Annotated in this window: 1 protein-coding gene; it reads left to right on the top strand. The window is 70.2% G+C overall.

Translation table 11 applies throughout. The features are described 5' to 3' along the window. Window positions 1-120: 120 nt before the first annotated feature. Window positions 121-1,527, top strand: coding sequence for an IS1380 family transposase (locus R2S09_RS40055; RefSeq protein ID WP_316746206.1), 1,407 nt, complete (start codon window positions 121-123; stop codon window positions 1,525-1,527). Window positions 1,528-1,682: the final 155 nt, after the last annotated feature.

Genomic DNA, 1,682 nt, shown 5'->3' with positions numbered 1-1,682 from the left:
TGCGCGTTTCACTTGGGGTCGTGTCCGGATCATGAGCGGCAAAGCGAAAGTGCCTTCTGACCTGGGACGATAGGGCTTGTCTAAGGCTTCTGTCGTCTCGCGGGGGAAGGCACTTTCTGCGTGCACACTACCGGGTCACGTCCCCGACTTGTCGTCTCGGCCGACGGTCGCGGGGTCGTCAGCCATGCCGGATCCCGTCTGCTGGCCGATCTGGCCGAAGTCACCGGGCTGACCAGCGCCTTCACCAGTGCGTTGCGTCGGCTGCGGCCGCGCGGCACGGGGCACGACCCCGGCCGGGTGGCGGTCGACCTGGCCGTGATGCTCGCCGACGGCGGCGAGACCATCACTCACCTCGCTGTCCTGCGTGACCAGCGCGAGGTGTTCGGCCCGGTCGCCTCCACACCCACCGCCTGGCGTCTTCTCGCCGACATCGGCCCTCCCGCACTGGCCGCCCTGAGAGCGGCCCGGGCCACCGCACGCGAAGTCGCCTGGCTGCAAGCCGCCGACACCCGCGACGGCATACCAGCGTCCTGCGCGGGCGGGCGTGACTTGCCGGGCCTGGTCCTGGACCTCGACGCCACCCTGGTCACCTGCCACTCCGAGAAGGAGCAGGCAGCCGCCACCTACAAGCGCGGCTTCGGCTACCACCCTCTGCTGTGCTTCTTGGACAACACCGGCGAAGCCCTGGCCGGAGTGCTGCGGCCGGGCAACGCCGGCGCCAACACCGCCGCCGACCACATCACCGTCCTCGACCAGGCGCTGGCCCAGATCCCCGACGCCCACCGCCACGGCACCGACATCCTCGTCCGCACCGACAGCGCCGGAGGCACGAAGGCCTTCCTGCACCACATACGCACCCTGCGCGACCGGGGCATCCACACCTCCTTCTCCGTCGGACACCCCGTCACCGAACCAGTCCGCCAAGCAATCCGGGCCCTGCCCGACCGGGTCTGGCACCCGGCCCTGGAACAGGACGGATCCCTGCGCGACGCAGCAGAAGTCGCCGAGCTGACCGGCATGATCGACCTCACTGGCTACCCCGACGGCACCCGCATCATCGTGCGGCGTGAGCGTCCGCATCCCGGTGCCCAGCTCTCCCTGTTCGACTTCGACGAAGGCATGCGCCACCAGGTCTTTCTCACCGACACCCCGGTCACGGGTGGGGGAACCGCGCAACGCCTGGAGGTCCGCCACCGCGCGCATGCCCGCGTCGAGGACCGCATCCGCTGCGGCAAGTCCACCGGCTTCGGCCGCTTCCCCTCCCGTCACTTCCAGATCAACGCCGCCTGGTTCGAACTCGCTCTGACCGGCATCGACCTGCTCGTCTGGACGCAGTTCCTGCTGCTGGACGGCGAGTTGGCCACCGCCGAGCCGGAGAAGCTCCGCTACCGGCTGCTGCACGCCGCCGCCCGTATCACCCGCGGAGGCCGCCGACTCCGCCTACGGATCTCCGCCACCTGGCCCTGGCGACACGAGCTGACCAGCGCATTCACCCTCCTCGCAGCCCTGCCCCGGCCAGCCACCTGACCCGCAGCACTGTCCCTGCCCATCCGCGACCCGAGGAACCCCGGAGCACCCGACCCCAGCGTCGGGCCCCAGCCATGCCCGCCCCTCGACCAGCAACCAAAATCGCGGGCCGCCGAAATCAGCCCAGCTCAGCCACCCCAACCGAAACGGGGAGG

It is taken from the genome of Streptomyces sp. MK7, from assembly GCF_032658145.1.
Classification (GTDB): domain Bacteria; phylum Actinomycetota; class Actinomycetes; order Streptomycetales; family Streptomycetaceae; genus Streptomyces; species Streptomyces spiralis.
Note: the sequence above shows the minus strand (reverse complement) of the source record. Positions and strands in the feature narration are given on the sequence as shown.